Origin of the sequence: Diaphorobacter sp. J5-51, from assembly GCF_001023515.1 — a bacterium.
Taxonomy (GTDB): domain Bacteria; phylum Pseudomonadota; class Gammaproteobacteria; order Burkholderiales; family Burkholderiaceae_C; genus Diaphorobacter; species Diaphorobacter nitroreducens.
Genome location: NZ_JSYI01000092.1, coordinates 1 through 15,144 on the forward strand (window position 1 = coordinate 1; position 15,144 = coordinate 15,144).

Annotated in this window: 15 protein-coding genes; all 15 read right to left on the minus strand. The window is 61.8% G+C overall.

What is annotated here, in order from left to right:
• Positions 1-139 precede the first annotated feature (139 nt).
• Complete coding sequence (locus OX89_RS12580) at positions 140-664, minus strand: phosphoribosyltransferase (RefSeq protein WP_047350857.1); 525 nt, start codon at positions 662-664, stop codon at positions 140-142.
• Positions 665-735: 71 nt separating this feature from the next.
• Complete coding sequence (locus OX89_RS12585) at positions 736-2,112, minus strand: adenylosuccinate synthase (RefSeq protein ID WP_047350858.1); 1,377 nt, start codon at positions 2,110-2,112, stop codon at positions 736-738.
• A 29-nt stretch (positions 2,113-2,141) separates the two neighbouring features.
• Entirely contained in the window at positions 2,142-3,290 is a 1,149-nt protein-coding gene (locus OX89_RS12590; protein ID WP_011804612.1) for an ATP phosphoribosyltransferase regulatory subunit, read from the minus strand.
• A gap of 75 nt (positions 3,291-3,365) precedes the next feature.
• On the minus strand, positions 3,366-3,545 hold the full coding sequence (locus OX89_RS12595) for a DUF2065 domain-containing protein (protein ID WP_011804611.1): 180 nt from the start codon (positions 3,543-3,545) through the stop codon (positions 3,366-3,368).
• A 29-nt stretch (positions 3,546-3,574) separates the two neighbouring features.
• On the minus strand, positions 3,575-4,480 hold the full coding sequence (gene hflC / locus OX89_RS12600) for a protease modulator HflC (protein ID WP_011804610.1): 906 nt from the start codon (positions 4,478-4,480) through the stop codon (positions 3,575-3,577).
• Positions 4,481-4,489: 9 nt separating this feature from the next.
• Positions 4,490-5,845 carry an FtsH protease activity modulator HflK gene (gene hflK / locus OX89_RS12605; RefSeq protein WP_011804609.1) on the minus strand — a complete coding sequence of 452 codons (1,356 nt, stop codon included), beginning with the start codon at positions 5,843-5,845 and terminating at the stop codon, positions 4,490-4,492.
• A gap of 51 nt (positions 5,846-5,896) precedes the next feature.
• Complete coding sequence (gene hflX, locus OX89_RS12610; protein WP_047350859.1) at positions 5,897-7,075, minus strand: GTPase HflX; 1,179 nt, start codon at positions 7,073-7,075, stop codon at positions 5,897-5,899.
• A 63-nt stretch (positions 7,076-7,138) separates the two neighbouring features.
• Entirely contained in the window at positions 7,139-7,390 is a 252-nt protein-coding gene (gene hfq, locus OX89_RS12615) for an RNA chaperone Hfq (protein ID WP_011804607.1), read from the minus strand.
• A gap of 77 nt (positions 7,391-7,467) precedes the next feature.
• On the minus strand, positions 7,468-8,811 hold the full coding sequence (gene der / locus OX89_RS12620) for a ribosome biogenesis GTPase Der (RefSeq protein ID WP_015912794.1): 1,344 nt from the start codon (positions 8,809-8,811) through the stop codon (positions 7,468-7,470).
• Positions 8,812-8,830: 19 nt separating this feature from the next.
• Positions 8,831-9,958: an outer membrane protein assembly factor BamB gene (gene bamB, locus OX89_RS12625; protein ID WP_369799290.1), complete on the minus strand. Its 1,128-nt coding sequence runs from the start codon at positions 9,956-9,958 to the stop codon at positions 8,831-8,833.
• A 20-nt stretch (positions 9,959-9,978) separates the two neighbouring features.
• Positions 9,979-10,656 carry a tetratricopeptide repeat protein gene (locus OX89_RS12630; protein WP_047350861.1) on the minus strand — a complete coding sequence of 226 codons (678 nt, stop codon included), beginning with the start codon at positions 10,654-10,656 and terminating at the stop codon, positions 9,979-9,981.
• A 13-nt stretch (positions 10,657-10,669) separates the two neighbouring features.
• Positions 10,670-11,959, minus strand: coding sequence for a histidine--tRNA ligase (gene hisS / locus OX89_RS12635; RefSeq protein WP_047350862.1), 1,290 nt, complete (start codon positions 11,957-11,959; stop codon positions 10,670-10,672).
• 97 nt (positions 11,960-12,056) lie between these two features.
• Positions 12,057-13,334, minus strand: coding sequence for a flavodoxin-dependent (E)-4-hydroxy-3-methylbut-2-enyl-diphosphate synthase (gene ispG / locus OX89_RS12640; RefSeq protein WP_047350863.1), 1,278 nt, complete (start codon positions 13,332-13,334; stop codon positions 12,057-12,059).
• The gene (locus OX89_RS12645; RefSeq protein ID WP_015912789.1) at positions 13,335-14,303 is read right to left on the minus strand and encodes a helix-turn-helix domain-containing protein; all 969 of its coding nucleotides are present in this window, start codon (positions 14,301-14,303) and stop codon (positions 13,335-13,337) included.
• Positions 14,296-15,123 (minus strand): type IV pilus biogenesis/stability protein PilW, encoded by an 828-nt coding sequence (pilW, locus tag OX89_RS12650; RefSeq protein WP_011804600.1) that lies wholly within the window; start codon positions 15,121-15,123, stop codon positions 14,296-14,298. The genes OX89_RS12645 and pilW overlap by 8 nt, the downstream gene beginning before the upstream one ends.
• Positions 15,124-15,144 lie beyond the last annotated feature (21 nt).

Sequence of the window (15,144 nt, forward strand, 5' to 3'; positions counted from 1 at the left end):
GTTTTTAACCCCAGATCAACTCAAAGCAGAGAATTTTTCAACTCCCCTTCGCTGCATCCACATCACTTCCAGAAGAACAGCTCTGTGGTGCAGCAAGCCTCGCAGTATATCAAAAAATTCCCTACTTTTGTCCAACAACTCACCATTGCCACTTTTCAAGCAGTTTTTCGGGCGTCAGACTGTCATAGCCCTCAAAGGGCTGATGTATCCAGGGGTTGGTGGGAAGGAACTCCACCGAATAGTCAGGCGCAAAAGTCGACAGCCCTTTCGTCCAAATCACCGCGCTACGCAGCTCCGTGATGGGTGCGTAGTTGGTCTTGAGCATTTCCACCACGGCATTCAAGGTGTGGCCCGAGTCCGCCAGATCATCCACAAGTAGCACGCGGCCAGCGATCTCCCCCCTGGGAGTCGTGATGAAGCGAGCGATGTCCAAGTGCCCCTTGACTGTCCCAGCTTCTGCTCTATAAGAACTAGTGGACATGATGGCCAAGGGCTTGTCAAAGATACGGCTCAGAATGTCCCCAGGTCGCAAGCCGCCACGAGCAAGACAAAGGATCGTGTCGAACTGCCATGCGGATTGATGCACCTTTAGCGCAAGCTTCTCTATGAGGTTGTGATACTCGTCGTAGCTTACGTACAAATGCTTGCCGTCTTCCGTCAGCATACTAACTCCTGAATTGATAGCAACAATCGCCTTAACAGCGGGCGACACACTCCAACTGCCCCACTATGCCCTCAGTCCGCCGCGTAGGGATGGCGCATCAAGATCGTGTGATCACGGTCTGGACTGGTCGAGATCATTGCGATAGGCACCCCCGTCACTTGCTCAATACGCTCCAGATAGCGGCGCGCATTGGACGGCAGGTCCTCATAGCGAGTCACTCCCACGGTGGATTCCGTCCAACCGGCAATATTCTCGTAAATAGGTACGCAACGTGCGATTTCTTCGGCACCCATTGGCAGAAGGTCGATCCTTTCACCGTCCAACTCGTATCCCACGCACAGCGACAGTTCCCTCAACCCGTCCAGAACATCCAGCTTGGTGATGCAGAGCCCTGAAAGACCATTGACCTGCGCGCTACGCTTGAGGAGTGCGGCATCAAACCAACCGCAGCGACGGCTGCGCCCAGTCGTCACCCCTTTTTCGGCGCCCACTGTACTCATGTGATAACCCGGTGTTCCAGGCGTTTCCCATTCAAGCTCGGTCGGGAAAGGCCCTCCCCCCACACGCGTGCAATATGCCTTGGTGATCCCCAAGATGTAGTGCAGATGCCCCGGGCCAACACCCGACCCCGCTGCCGCATTACCCGCCACACAGTTACTGGACGTGACATAGGGATAGGTACCATGATCCACATCGAGCAATGTGCCCTGCGCCCCCTCAAACAGCAGATTTGCGCCCACGGCATGCGCTTCGTTCAGTTCACGCGAGACATCTGCCATCATGGGCTTCAGCATCTCTGCATGCCGCATGGCCTCCTCAAAGACCGGCTCAAACTGCACTTGCCCGCCCGTGATGTAGGGCTTGAGTGCATCGCCAAACTGAAAATTGGCCGAGCCCAGGAAGGTGCTGAGGACATGGTTGTGCAACGCCAGCAATTCGCGCAGCTTGGCGGCAAAGCGTTCTGGATACTTGAGGTCTTGTACGCGCAGGGCGCGGCGAGCGATCTTGTCCTCGTAGGCCGGTCCGATACCACGGCCCGTGGTACCAATCTTCTCGGCGCCACCGTGTTCACGCGCCGCTTCACGCGCCACATCCAGCGCCGCATGGAACGGCAGGATCAATGGACAAGCTTCACTGACGCGCAGACGCGAGCGCACTTCGACGCCCGCTTTTTCGAGCCCCTCGATCTCCTCAAACAATTTGCCTGCCGAGAGAACGACGCCGTTGCCGATGTAGCATTTGACACCCGGGCGCATGATCCCGCTGGGGATCAAGTGCAGCGCCGTCTTGACGCCGTTGATGACCAACGTGTGACCAGCGTTGTGCCCGCCCTGAAAACGCACCACCCCCTGGGCGCTCTCAGTCAGCCAATCAACCAGTTTGCCTTTGCCTTCATCGCCCCATTGGGTGCCGACCACGACAACGTTACGACCCTTGCTTGCTTTCATGTCAAACCCGATTCAAATACTGAAGAAACTCAAATCGCCTTTACGACCCAGTTGCCATCCACCAGGACAAGCTCCCGATCGCAGTGGAATTCGTCCACTTCGCTGCCGTGCCCCGGCAGCACACACACAACGGTTTCGCCCTGACGACGCAACGTAGCAATGGCAGCACTGAGCGCACCACCATCGCCCCAGGGCGCCCGGATGGCCGCACGCAATGACGGAGCCGACACCACACCCACCAGCTGCTTCACGTCCAAGCTAAAGCCTGCGGCTGGCCTGTTACGGCCGAAGACCGCGCCGACCTCGTCATAGCGGCCGCCTCGCACCAGCGCATCACTGGCGCCCTGCGCATAAATCGCAAAACGCGCGCCGCTGTAATAGGCATAACCCCGCAGATCTGCCAGATCAAATGTGACCCGCACACCGTCCATTCGTGCCGCAATCGCCCTCAAATCTGATAGCGCCTCGCGCGCACCAGGAAAGGGCTTCAACAAGTTTTCGGCCTCATTCAGCACTGCTGCATCGCCATACAGCTGCAACAGTGCCAACAACCCTTCCCGCGATGCAGACGGGAAATCGCGTGTCAACGACGCCAGTTCGCTGGCATCTTTGGCAGCAAGCGCACCGTGGACTTGGGCGAGCTGATGCATACCGACAGGAAGTCCTGCAAGCAGACTGCGCACGATACGGACGTCGGCCAGATCTACGCTCACCTCCTGTACGTGGGCACTGCGCAAGCACTCCAACGACAGCAACACTGCTTCGATATCCGCCTCGATACCTGGATGACCGTAGATCTCGGCTCCAAACTGCAAGGGCTCCCGGGTGGCATGCGGACGATCGGGACGCGTGTGCAGTACTGGGCCGCAATAGCATAGACGCGCCACCCCCTGCCGGTTGAGCAGGTGCGCATCAATGCGTGCGACCTGTTGGGTCGTATCGGCCCTCAAGCCGAGAGATCGACCCGAGAGTTGGTCCACCAATTTGAACGTTTGGAGGTCCAGCGCCTCGCCAGTGCCCGTCAACAGTGATTCCAGATGCTCCAGCAAAGGAGGCATCACCAACTCATAACCGTAACTGCGTGCCGTATCGAGCAGTCCGCGGCGAAGTTCTTCAATGTGCCGCGCCTCGGAAGGCAAGACATCGGCAATATGATCCGGCAGGACCCAGGCAGACATGGGATGGGGCAGGCTGTTAAAACGTTGATTCTACCGGCATGGATAAGCCCCACCCCGGGACCCAAAGCGGCCAGGCTACGTGAGCAGCAGAATGGCGCCGCCAGCGATCAGCCCCAGCAGCGCGCAAAATCGAATCTGGCCGTCACGCAATTGCAAAAGCTGCGTGAACATGCGGCGCCAACCACCAGGTGACACGAAGGGCAGCAGCCCTTCGATGACCAGCACCCAACCCAACGCGATCCAGAACCCGTTCATGGAAGCCGACCACCGCCATCAGTCGCTCATCAGCGGCGGGGGGTCGCAGATGCGTTACCCGTCCCGCCTCTGAATACCTTGAAAAATTCAGTGTTCGCCGGATCCAGCACCATGACATCGCCCTTGCGGTTGAAGCTCGCCTTGTAAGCTTCGAGACTCCGGTAGAACTGTGCAAATTGTGGATCACGGCCGAATGCCTCCGCATACAGACGCGCAGCTTCCGCATCACCCTCGCCCTTGATCTTCTGTGCGTCGCGGTAGGCATTGGCAATGGTGATCTCGCGCTGCCGGTCTGCGTCTGCGCGAATCTTCTCCCCCTCCGCCGCGCCCGTGGAGCGCAGTTCATTCGCAACGCGCTTGCGTTCCGCTTCCATGCGTCGATAGACGGACTCCGTGATCGCTTCTACGTAGTCGACCCGCGTGATGCGCACGTCCACGACATCGACACCCCAAGGCTTAGAGCCGCGGACAGCCTCCAGCACTTCCCGTTTCACGTCGGACATCAGCGCATCGCGCTTGAGCGACAGCAGCTCCTTGACGGTGCGACGGTTGACTTCTTCCTGAAATGCATTGCGGACCACCCGATTGAGCTGCAGTGCACCTGCGTTCTCGTCCAGTCCCACATTGCGGATGTACTCGGATGGGTCGGTAATGCGCCAGCGCACATACCAATCGATCACCACGCGCTGCTTCTCGGCTGTCAGCATCGACTCGGTGTCTGAACTGTCCAGCGTGAGCAGACGCTTGTCGATGTAGCGAACGTTTTGGAAAGGTGGGGGTAGCTTGAAATTCAAGCCTGGTTCCGTGATGACTTCCTTGATCTGCCCCAACGCGTACACCACGCCAAACTGGCGTTGGTCGACGACGAACACCATCGAGCTGAACAATGCCAGCAACAACAGAACTGTCGATGCGATAAATCCGATTCTGTTCACACGGCTCTCCTATCGGGACTCACGTTCGCGCGAACGGTTGGCATCACGCAACCGAGAATCGCCGGGGAATTGAGAGGTCGCGGCAGGAGGGACTGTCGCTGGCGGCGTATCGGTCGCCGCAGCCGCCGAAGTCTGCTGTGAAACGCTCTGCATGATCTTGTCCAACGGCAGGTACAGCAAGTTGGATCCTTGCCGCGACTCCACCAGTACCTTGGTCACATTGCCGTAAATCTGCTGCATGCTCTCCAGATACATGCGGTCTCGCGTCACCTGCGGCGCCTTCTGGTATTCAGCAAGGACGGCGCTGAACCGCTGTGTGTCACCCTGCGCCTGCGCCACGATGCGCGCCTTGTAGGCTGCCGCCTCCTCGATCAAGCGGGACGCCGTCCCCGTGGCACGCGGAACCACATCATTGGCATAAGCCTGGGCTTCGTTCTTAGCGCGCTCCCGCTCCTGGCCCGCCTTGAGTACGTCATCAAAAGCCGCCTGTACTTGCTCAGGAGGGCGCACCCCCCCTTGCTGCAGGTTGATGCCAACGACTTCCACGCCGACCTTGTATCGGTCCAGGATGGTCTGCATCAGATTGCGCACGCGCGGAGCAATCTGGTCCCGCTCTTCCGCCAAGGCGGTATCCATGCGCATTTTGCCCACGACTTCGCGCACCGCCGTCTCTGCCGCCTGAACCACGGCTTCGGCCGGGTTGCGGCTCTCGAACAGCCACGCACGCGCGTCATTCAAACGATATTGCACTGCGAACTTGATTTCGACGATGTTCTCGTCTTCGGTCAGCATGGCGGACTCACGCAGTCCCGTGCTCTTGATGACGCTATCCCGCCCCACATCAGCGGACCGGATCTGGGTCACGAACACCAGTTCATGGCGCTGAATGGGGTAAGGCAGACGCCAATTGAAGCCGGCGTTGACCGTGCTCTTGTACTTGCCGAACTGGGTGATCACCGCTTGCTGGCCTTCTTGCACGATGAAAAAGCCAGTGCCCAGCCAGATCAGCACCGCTATGGCGGCGATCAATCCCACGCCAACTCCCGCGTTCTTCATGTCTGGCTGGAAACCACCATTGCCGCCACCAGAAGCGGGACCACGCGACCCGCCGCCGCCAAACAACCCACCCAGCTTGCGGTTCAGATCACGCCACAACTCATCCAGGTCCGGCGGCTGTCCCGAAGGATTCTGGTCACGTCCACGTGGACGCTGTGAGTTATCCGGAGAAGGGCGCTCCGAATCAGGGCGCTGTCCACCCTCGCCCTTATCGTCCCCACGGCCCCAACGAGGATCGTTGAGATTGAACATCCCCCGAATACGCTCAGGCAGCACGGCCCAGCGAGAGGCCCGGTTAAGAAGGTTCATGCGCGAATTCTCGTACTCTCAATAGCAATAGAACACCAGCATTGTGCCCAATCAGTCCCACTCGCCCTTCAATTCAGCCGCCGTCACAGGGGGCATGCCTGACGAAAGTGACTTCTGAACCATGTCTGCCAATAGCTGCCGCAAGTCAGCCACCCCTTCGCCAAGGACGGCACTGACAAAAATCCGCGGTACAGGCCGCCCATCCAGTTCATAGGTATCTTGCCGCACGTTAGGACGCACTTCGGGCGTGAGGGCATCCAATTTGTTGAATACCAAGAGTTGTGGAATATCGGCGGCGCCAATCTCACCAAGAACCAGTTGCACCTGTGCAATCTGCTCGGGAAAGGCGGGGTTGGCTGCATCGACCACATGCAGGAGCAGATCCGCGTCCACTGCCTCCTGCAACGTGGCCTGAAACGCATCCACCAGCCCGTGCGGCAGATCACGAATGAAGCCCACCGTATCGGACAGTGACACCGAACCCGCGGCTTCGCCCAAATAAAGATGACGCGTGGTGGTGTCCAGCGTGGCGAACAGTTGGTCCGCTGCGTAGGCTCGCGCCTTCACCAGTGCATTGAACAAGGTGGATTTGCCCGCGTTCGTGTAGCCCACCAGCGAGATATTGAATGTATCGCGCCGCTGCCGCTGCCGCCGCTGGGTCGCCCGTTGGCGCTTGACCTTGACCAGGCGCTCCCGCGTGCGCTTGATGGCTTCGCTGATCATGCGACGGTCGAGCTCAATTTGTGTTTCACCCGGTCCGCCCCGTGTGCCAATCCCCCCGCGTTGACGCTCCAAGTGCGACCAGCGCCGCACAAGTCGAGTGCTCAAGTACTGCAAACGGGCCAACTCCACCTGCAGCTTGCCCTCGTGGCTGCGGGCGCGCTGGGCAAAGATTTCCAGAATGAGCAGCGTGCGATCATTGACGGGCAATTCCAGGCTTCGCTCCAGATTCCGCTGCTGCGCCGGACTCAGCGCCTGGTCGAACAGCACCTCCTTCGCGCCATGCATCTGCGCCAGAGTGCGGATCTCATCCGCTTTGCCGCTACCCACGAACAGCGCCGCATCAGGCGTCTTTCGCTTGCACGTCAGCCGCGCGACAGGATTCAAGCCTGCAGTCTGGGCCAATAAGCCAAGCTCTTCGAGTTCGGCATCGAAATGGGGCAAACCAAAATCCACGCCTACCAATAGAACAGGCGTGGATTTTGTGTCAGGAGAAGAATGGGAACTCAAGGCTGCGTGCCCTGGGATGCGCAATGCTTGCGCCGTGGCGCAGCCTTGAACTGCCGCAGGGGCTTACTGGTTGTCCCCGTCGGCGGCGGGTTCCGCAGTCGAGAAGTTGACGGCACGACCAGGCACGATCGTGGAAATGGCGTGCTTGTACACCATCTGCGTCACGGTATTGCGCAGCAGCACGACGTATTGATCGAAGGATTCGATTTGACCCTGCAGTTTGATGCCGTTCACCAAATAGATCGAAACCGGCACATGCTCCCGACGCAAGGCGTTCAGGAAGGGGTCTTGAAGAAGCTGACCTTTATTGCTCACGATATTCTCCGTGTTCAAAAATGTTGTTGTAAACCAGCACCTTACCACAGCCAGACGGCCATACGCCGTCCAGGGGCTCAGGAGTTCTGCTTGTCCGTATAAGGATTGCTGGAGGTTTTCATTTCGATACGCAGCGGGGTACCGACGAGGTCAAATTCTTTGCGAAAACGCGCCTCAAGAAAGCGTTTGTAGGCGTCCGTGACATGCTCCAGCGAATTCCCGTGGATCACGATCACCGGCGGATTCATGCCGCCCTGGTGCGCATAGCGCATCTTGGGCCGGAACATACCCGAGCGCTTGGGGCTTTGGAACTGCACCGCCTCCTGCAGCAGGCGCGTCAACACCGGCGTAGGCATCTTGCGGTTGGCAGATTTGTACGCCTGAATGATGGATGACCAGAGCGGCCCGATGCCCTGCCGCTTCTTCGCAGAGATGAAGTGCAACGGCGCGAACTTTAGAAACGACAGACGCGTTTCGATGGAACGCTCCAGCTGCTGCCGGCCATAGTCGTCCACCGCATCCCATTTGTTCACTGCGATCACCACGGCGCGACCACTCTCCAGGATGTAGCCGGCAATATGTGCGTCCTGGTCCGTCACTCCTTGCGTGGCGTCCAGCAGCAGCAGCACGACATTGGCTGACTCGATGGCCTGCAGGGTCTTCACGACCGAGAATTTCTCGATCGCTTCAAACACCTTGCCTTTGCGTCGCAGGCCCGCTGTGTCGATCAATTCGAACTTCTGGCCGTTGCGCTCGAAAGGCACCGATATGGCATCGCGCGTGGTGCCGGGCATGTCGAAAGCCACCAGACGCTCTTCGCCCAGCCAGGTATTGATCAGTGTGGACTTGCCCACGTTGGGGCGCCCTGCCACTGCAAGACGGATGACATTCTTCTCGGCCGCCGCATCCTCCTCCTCAATCTCGGGCAACGCGAGCGGCTTCAGCGCGAGATCCACCAGGCTGCGCACACCCTGGCCGTGCGCCGCCGATACGGGGTGCACCTCTCCCAAGCCCAACTCATAGAACTCGGCCAGATGCATGCTGTCCTGCATGCCTTCGGCCTTGTTGCCAGCCAACACGCAGGGTTTGCCCAGGCGGCGAAGGTAGTTGGCAATGTCGTGGTCCTGGGCGGACAGTCCGCCGCGTACGTCCACGACAAAAACCACGACATCGGCCTCCGCCACGGCCTGCTGGGTCTGCCTGGCCATCTCACGGTAGATGCCGCTGGAGGCATCGGGCTCGAACCCCCCGGTGTCGATGACGATGTACTCGTGCTTGCCCTGTCTCCCATTGCCATAGTGGCGATCACGCGTGAGGCCGGCAAAGTCGGCTACGATCGCATCGCGTGACTTGGTCAAACGGTTGAACAAGGTGGACTTGCCCACATTGGGCCGCCCCACCAAAGCGATGACAGGCTTCATCCTGTGTCCTATATCCCTATCAGTCCGGACGGAAGCCGTAGACGCCGCCCTTGCGCGTCACCACCACCAAGGTGTCGCCCGCCACCGCCGGGGCCGCCGCAATGGCCGAGCCATCGGTCGTCAGGCGGTTGAGCGGTGCGGCGTCCTCACGGGACAGCAGGTGCACCAGCCCTGTATCGTCACCCACTACGACCGAACGCCCCAGCACCAAGGGCGCTGTGAGCTTGCGGAACTGCAACCTGTCCGATGTCCAGGCACGGGACCCATCGGTGCGCCGCCATGCAATCACTGTTCCGTTGCTTTCCGTGCCGAACAGCATGGTGTCATCCCCGTGGATGCCCACGCCGCCGCTGGCGGGCTGCGTCCACGAGACCGCCCCCCGGGATGCATCGATACAGCCCACCGAAGCCTGGAAAGCCCGCGCGCACAGGCTGTCGCCCACACGGCTCGTACGGCCAACGATCTCCACCAGCCGCTCGACGTCATTGGTGCCGCGCGGACTGGCCAAGGGCGCCTCCCAGCGCACCACGCCGTTGTCGGGATTGAAGCCGACCAGACGGCCGGACAGCCCCGCAACCAGGGTGTCACCCACGGCCATCAGCACACCGCCCTGGCGCAGGACCAGGGGCTCACCCGGCCGCTGCTGGCTCCAGAGCCGGTAGCCAGTCGCCGCGTCGAAGGCGGAAATGGAGCGATCCGCCGCCAGCACGAAGATGCGCTTGCCCGCGACCAACGGCGCCGTATAAGCCTGGGCGGGCAATGGCTTGCGCCAGATCTCCCGACCGCCGTCCAGTGCGATAACTTGATTGCCCTTCGACACCACCGCCGTCCAGCGTCCATCACTTCCCACGCCCGAGGCAAGCGGCTGGTTGAGGCGCGTGCGCCATACGTCGCCCCCCGTGCGTGCATCGATGGCCGCCACATCGCCATTGGCAGAGGCCACCGTCACCACGCTGCCCTCCACGTGCATGTCGAGTTCAAGGCCTTCCTGTTCCCCAATCTGGGACACCCACGCCTGACGCACTCCCAGCACAGGGACGTTGGGACCGAGCTCCGCCGCCTTCGGCTTCGGCGTGCCGCCCCACAACGAGCAACCTCCCATCACCAGCAGGCTCACCAGCAAAGAGGCGCCGGTCAGCGCCCTCATGGCATGACTACGTGCCTGGCTCATTGCACGCCCCCCGACGTAGCGGAGGCTACCGTCTCCACCTGTGCGCCCAAAGCGTTGAGCTTGGCTTCCACCAGGCGGCGGTATTCCACACGCTCGTCAAAAGCCTGGTAGGCACGGCGGTACTCGGCGATGGCTTCCTGCTTCTTGCCCTGCAACGCGAACACATCACCCTTGCGATCCGCGACCGTAGCAGCAAACTCTGCGGGGAATTTCCCCGACAGCTGCGCCGAGGCCTCGTCGTAGGCCTTTTGCTCGATCAGGACGCTGGCCAGGCGCAGCCGGGCCAAGGCCTGGTAACCCTCATCAGACGCTTTCTCGGCCACCCAAGCCAACGTACTTTTGGCGGCATCCCACTTGCCAGCGTCGGCCAGCGCTTTGGCAGCCAGAAGGCCTGCCTGCCACGCCTGCGCGGTGCCGCCGTAACTCGACTTCAAGTCGCCCACGGCTTGCTCCACGCGCGCAAGGTCACCCGCCTGCACGGCCATTTCCACGGCCTCGGCCAGTGCCGTCGCCTGCTGGGCCTGGCGGCCCTGCCACAGCCGGTAGCCGTTCCAGGCAGCAAGCCCCCCCATGATGACAATCAACACCCAGGTGATGGGCGTGCCCCACGTGTTCCAGAAGTGCTTGATCTGCTCAAGCTGTTCTTGTTCTTGAAGGTCGAAGTTGTTGGCCATGTTGTGGTTCCGTTCAGCGCGAGGATTGTAGGGTGGCCGCCCATTCGGCCAGCGCCGCCAGCGGGCGCTCCGCCTGCTCGCCGCTATCCCGCAGCGGCTTGACGGTCACGGCCCCGCGGGCCAGTTCGTCGGCGCCGAAGACCAGTGCATAGCGTGCGCCGCTGGCGTCCGCCTTCTTGAACTGGGATTTCATGCTGCCCATGCCCTCGCCTGCGGCGGTGGAGCTGTGCATCTGCACCGACACCCCCTGCGCACGCAGCCGCTGCAAGGTAGCCATGACCACCGGCAGGGCTGACGCGTCGGGCACTACGGCATAGGCATCGGCAGCTGGTCGGGCCACTTGCGCCTCCTGCTCCTTGAGCAACTCCAGCACGCGCTCCACCCCCAGCGCCCAGCCCACGGCCGGAGCGGACTTGCCGCCGATCTGCTCGATCAGGTAGTCGTAACGGCCCCCACCGCAGATCGTGCCCTGCGAGCCCAGTTGGTCCGTCACGAACTCGAATACCGTGAGGTTGTAATAGTCCATCCCGCGGACCAGGCGGGGATTGAGGCTCCAGGCCACGCCGTTGGCATCCAGGATCGCCTTGACGGTCTCGAAATGCTGCAGCGACGCCTCGCCTAGAAAGTCGATGAGCCGCGGGGCGCCTTCCACCAGCGCCTGCATCGCGGGGTTCTTGGTGTCGAGAATGCGCAGCGGATTGCTGTGCAGGCGGCGGCGCGCATCCTCGTCGAGCACATCCATGTGCTGCTCCAGGTATGCGATCAGCGCCGCGCGGTGGGCGCGGCGCTCGTCAGGCTGCCCCAGGCTGTTCAATTCCAGCCGCACGTTCTCCAGCCCCAGTTCCGCCCACAGCGCATGCGCCAGCAGAATGATCTCGGCATCGGCTTCCGCGCCGGGAAAGCCCAGCGCCTCGGCACCGATCTGGTGGAACTGGCGGTAGCGGCCGCGCTGTGGCCGTTCATGCCGGAACATCGGCCCCATGTAGTACAGGCGCTTGCCGCCGTCGTAGAGCATGGAATGCTCTACCACCGCACGCACCACCCCCGCCGTTGCCTCGGGGCGCAGCGTCAGCTGTTCACCGTTGAGCCGGTCCTCGAAGGAGTACATCTCCTTCTCGACGATGTCGGTGACTTCGCCCAGACCGCGCACGAACAGCGGCGTAGGCTCGACGATGGGCGTGCGGATGTTGCGATAAGCGTAGCGCGCCATGAGGGTGCGCACCTTGTCCTCCAGCCATTCCCAGCGCGCCGAATCGGGCGGAAGAATGTCGTTCATGCCCTTGATGGCAACCAGCTTCTGCATCTTGTTCTATTGTTTGTGATTATGAATCAAATCAGCCTCTAGCGCTTATCCATCAAGCGCTGTAAGCTATAATATTTATAGCAAAATTGCGCACACTTCACTGTGCGCCTGCGCCGTTGCCGAAACGCCGGGCAATGTAGCCTTCAACGATATCCTGGAACTCTCGCGCGATGCCCTCGCCCCGCAGGATCATGGCCTTTTCGCCGTCGATGAAGACCGGGGCGGCGGGCGCCTCTCCCGTGCCGGGAAGGCTGATGCCGATGTCGGCATGTTTGCTCTCGCCCGGGCCGTTGACGATGCAGCCCATCACGGCCACCTTGAGTTTTTCCACGCCGGGATAGCGCAGCCGCCATACGGGCATCTGCGCACGCAGGTAATCGTCGATCTGCTTGGCCAGCTCCTGGAATGTGGTGCTGGTGGTGCGGCCGCAGCCTGGGCAAGCGGTCACGCTGGGCACGAACGCACGCAGTCCCAGCGATTGCAGGATCTCGGAGGCCACCACCACCTCTTGGGTGCGCGCCTCGCCGGGCTGCGGAGTCAGCGACACACGGATAGTGTCGCCAATGCCTTCCTGCAGCAGGATCGAAAGCGCGGTGGTCGACGCCACGATACCCTTGATACCCATGCCCGCCTCGGTCAGACCCAGGTGCAGCGCATAGTCGCAGCGGCGCGCGAGTTCGCGGTACACCGAGATCAGATCCTGCACACCGCTGACCTTGCACGAAAGGATGATCTGGTCGCCGCTCAGGCCCATTTCCTCGGCGCGTTTCGCCGATTCGATGGCGGAGGTGATCAGCGCCTCGTACATGACCTGGCGCGCATCCCACGGCTGGGTGCGGCGGCTGTTCGCATCCATCAGCTCGGCCAGCAACTCCTGGTCCAGGCTGCCCCAGTTCACGCCGATGCGCACGGCCTTGTCCCAGCGCACCGCGGCCTCGATCATCTGGCCGAACTGCTTGTCCTTCTTGTCGCCCTTGCCCACGTTGCCCGGGTTGATGCGGTACTTGGACAATGCCTGTGCGCAGTCGGGAAATTCCGTCAGCAGGCGGTGGCCGTTGTAGTGAAAGTCGCCCACCAGCGGCACCGTCTCGCCCATGCGGTCCAGCTGCTCACGGATGTAGGGCACGGCCGCTGCGGCCTCCGGCGTGTTCACCGTGATGCGAACGAACTCAGAGCCCGCTTGCGCCAGTTCCTTGATCTGGATGGCCGTGCCGATCGCATCCACCGTGTCGGTGTTGGTCATGGACTGCACCCGCACCGGTGCGCCGCCACCCACCGTGACCACCCGGCTGCCCCAGACGATGCGTGCCTGCCGCGAGCGGCGTGCCTGGGGCTGTGCCATAGCGATCGGTGCGGCTGTGCCGGAGATATTCATTTACTTCACCTCAAAACGCGCAACGTTCTCGCGCGCAATCGCATTCAGATCCATGGGCTGGCCGCGCACAACCACCTCCGTGGCATCCGCCTTGCCAATGACGACCGACCAGGGAGGGCTGCCCGCCGCGGAAACACTCTCGCCCGCAGCCAGGATCTTCTGCAGCACGACGCCGCCCGCGGCGTTGCGCACCTGGATCCAGGATTCTCCCCGGGCGCGAATGACCAGCACGCCCGAAGCCTCGGTGCCCTTGGCGTCAACTCCGGCCTCGTTGGTCCCGCCTTGGGATGGGGCCGGCTCCACCGCCGCAGCGGGGGCCGATGCGGCGAGGGCCGCTGAGGCCACCGCAGCAGAAGATGGCTCTGCCCGCACAGTGGCCTGTCCCCCTGAGGCAACGGACTCTGAGGGCACCGCAGCAGTCACCGGGTCCAGTTGCGTGGCTTCGAGCGCGCGCTGTGGCGGTGTTACCGCCTCCGGACTGCTGGCGACCGGCAAACTGTCGTTGCCCTTCGGGAGAAAGGCGATGGCCACCGCGGCGGCCAACAGCGCGGCAACCGTCACGCCCATCATGCGCGATCTGGGTCGCTCCAGCGTTCCCCCCTTGATGAACCGGTGACCAGGGTCTTTGAACGACGCGTTGAGTCCCTTGTCCACCACAAGCTGCACGGGGCCGCTCTGGGGCAGCAATGCGAGCACCGGCGCAGCATCGGCCTTCAAGGTCCGGCAGACGCCCGACGCCAACGCCCGCATGAAGACGGCGTCGGGAAATGCGTCGTATTGGTCCGCTTCCAGCGCATGCAGTTTGTTCGCGGGCACCTTCAGCGTTCCGGCCAGCACATCAACATGGACCCCTGCGGATTCGCGCAGTTGCCTCAGCAACTGCCCCGCGGTAACGCCGCCCGCCGGTTCAGTGCCGTGATCCTGCATCCGGTGATCAATCCCCCCAGCGGCGCCCATGGGCTCACTCATCGAAGGCCCCTCGTTCGAATGCCAGGGTTTCTTTTGCGTTGGGGAAGCGCTTGCGCAATTGATCACCCAACTGGCGCATGGCCACGAACTCCTTGAGCACGCGTTCGATCTTCACGCCCAACCACAAAGACTCGGCATTGGCATACTCGCCATTGTTCACGCGACGGACATAAAACTGCGCCCGCTTGGCCTCGCCCCGCGCAAACAGCACGGCCGCCAAGTGGTACCCCACCGCCGGGTTGCCCGCATCAATCTCATAGGCCTGCTTCAGCGCTTGTTCGGCCTCTGCAAGACGCCCCGCCCGCTGGTAGCACAGGCCCTGGGACATCAGCGTCTTGCTGCGTGCCTTGTAACTCGGCACGGCAAGCGCCCGCTCGAACATCTGATTGGCGACGTCGTACTGCTGGCGCTGGCACTGCAGCCAGCCATAGTTGTGCATGATGTCTGGATCGGAAGGCTTCATGCCTTGGGCGCGCTTGAGGCTGTCTTCCGCGAGCGCCAGGTCGCCCATGTTCATGTATATCAAGCCGCGAAGGTGGTAGGCGTCGGCATACGTGGGATCGGTCGTGATCGCCTGCCGCACCTCCTCCATGGCCACGGTGGTCTGCCCCATTTGCAGGTAGTTCGCAGCCAGCTCCAGCCGGATACGCGCACGGCGGCGCACGTCGGCTTCGCCGCCGCCGGATGCGGATTCCGCCACAGCACCATTGGCATCGGAGGCCCCTTGGTGGGCACAACCGGCAAGGCCCGAGACGACAACGGCAATGCCGATCGCCGCCATCGCCCGCCACCCGCCGTGATTGATCCGCCACTTCGCCATGAAAGCCTCCCGTAATTGTTG